Origin of the sequence: Roseateles sp. (assembly GCF_036404855.1) — a bacterium.
Lineage (GTDB): Bacteria > Pseudomonadota > Gammaproteobacteria > Burkholderiales > Burkholderiaceae_C > Pelomonas.
The window spans coordinates 1-1991 of the sequence record NZ_DASWYS010000124.1 but is presented as its reverse complement, the minus strand read 5'-3'; the positions used below and the strand labels follow the sequence as shown (position 1 = coordinate 1991).

2 protein-coding genes are annotated in these 1991 nt (G+C 68.4%); both read right to left on the bottom strand.

The window, feature by feature from the left end:
* Positions 1-224: 224 nt before the first annotated feature.
* Positions 225-1538 carry an IS1182 family transposase gene (locus VGF12_RS08385; RefSeq protein WP_331175579.1) on the bottom strand — a complete coding sequence of 438 codons (1314 nt, stop codon included), beginning with the start codon at positions 1536-1538 and terminating at the stop codon, positions 225-227.
* Between the two features lie 65 nt (positions 1539-1603).
* A partial coding sequence (gene mog, locus VGF12_RS08380) for a molybdopterin adenylyltransferase (protein ID WP_331175578.1) occupies positions 1604-1991 on the bottom strand: 388 nt, incomplete at its 5' end.

Sequence of the window (1991 nt, the reverse complement as noted above, 5' to 3'; positions counted from 1 at the left end):
GGACTTCGAGGAATTCCGGCGCCATTACGTCGCGCCGGAGCGGATGGCGGTCTAGGAGTCTGCGCGGCAGAACTCGCCGCACATTGCCGCAGCGCGCGGTGATCTCCTCGGACTGCGCTTCGAGGGGTCTTTAGCGGCTGGCTCGATGGGCTGCAGCCTTTGGCGAGCCTGGTAGGGCGGCTGCGGGCACGTGGCAGACGTGTTCTTCGCACATCAGTGCCCCTTCAGCCGGCCATCGCTGCCATGCGCCGCAGGTTCAGCGCCATGCACACGAGCTTCCACTCGGCCTGCACCCGGTGCAACCCCCGCATGCTGAACTGTCGGAACCCCAGCACGTTCTTGATCCAACCGTTGGGCGGCTCGGCGATCCACTTGCGCTTGCGGTACGCCGCTTTGCCGTCGTCGCTCTGCAGCTTGGCCGCCATCGCTGCGGTGTACGGGTACTGCCCGGCGTCGACCTGGGCGTGTTCCTTGCCTTCACGGCCCAGCGCCACCACCAGCTCGATCGGGGCGTTCTTCAGGTTGTCTTCGCTGCGGTAGCCCGCGTCGGCCAGACCCAATGCGGGCAGCTCACCCAGGTTGTCCTTGACGGCCTGGATCATCGGCAGCAGCCAGTTCGCATCCGGCGCGACGTTGTTCAACTCCGCCGCCACGATGATGTGCGCGGTCTCGTCCACCGCCGTCTGCGCGTTGTACGCCGGGTCGAACCCGCCACCGGCGCGCTTCATGATGCGGCTGTCCGGGTCGGTGAAGTTCTCCTGAGCCTTGTCCTCGGGCACGCCGAACTCACGCTTGTAGCGCCCGCCCCTGGATTTGCCATCGGGCCCTCGTGGGCGGCGGTCGTCGTCTTCGCTGCGGCCACGCTCCAGGTCCGCCTCTCGCTGGCGTTGCTCCAGCCGCTCGCGGGCTTCGCGGATGGCCGCAAGCCGCGCCTCGCGTCGCTCGATCTCGGCGGGCAGGTCCAACTCCGGCTCTCCCGCCTCGGCCTCGTCGGTGGCCTTGGCGCGCGCCAGCAGTGCGTCGATCTGCGTCTTGAGCTCGACCTCGGCCTGCTTCATGCGCTCGTAGCTCATGGCCTTGTGGCGGCTGGCGTTGGCCTTGAGCTTGGTGCCGTCGATGGCCACCGTGCCCAGCTTGACCAAGCCCATCTCGCGGGCGAGCCTGACCACTTGCACGAACAGCGCCGACAACTCCTTGAGGTGCAAGGCGCGGAAGTCGCAGATCGTGCGGTGGCGCGGGAAGTTGCCGGCCGCCAGCATCCGAAACGCGAGGTCTTCGTGCAGCCGGCGCTCGATCTTGCGCGAGCTGAACACGCCGCTGGCGTAGGCGTAGATCAGCACCTTGACCATCATGGCCGGGTGAAAGGGCTGGTTGCGCGAGCCGCCGCCCTCATACCTGGCGTAGAACGCCTTGAGGTCCAGCGCGTCAACCGTGTCGTGAATGAAGTAGGCCAGGTGGCCTGCCGGCAGCCAGTCTTGCGGTGCTGCCGGCAGCAGCATCACTTGGTCGGGTTCGTAGGGACGGTAGCTTCCTGCCATGCCCGATCAACGCACGCACCGCGGCCGCCGACATCAGGAACTTCCCGGTTCTGCCGCGCAGACTCCTAGCGGCCCGGGCGCTGCGCGCTCTTGGGCCGGAAGGCCTTGCAGACCTCGTCGCGCGTCTCGAGGTAAGGCCCGCCGATCAGGTCGATGCAGTAGGGCACGGCCGCGAAGATGCCGCTGGCCTTCTCGTGCCCGGCCAGCGTCTCGGCGATGGCCTTGGGCTGGCCCGGCAGGTTGATGATCAGGCTGCGGCCGCGGATGACGGCGACCTGGCGCGACAGGATGGCCGTCGGCACGAAGTGCAGCGAGATCTGGCGCATCTGCTCGCCGAAGCCCGGCATCTCGCGGTCGGCGACGGCAAGCGTCGCCTCGGGCGTCACGTCGCGCGGCGCGGGGCCGGTGCCGCCGGTGGTCAGCACGAGGTCGCAGCGCTCGGCGTCGACCAGC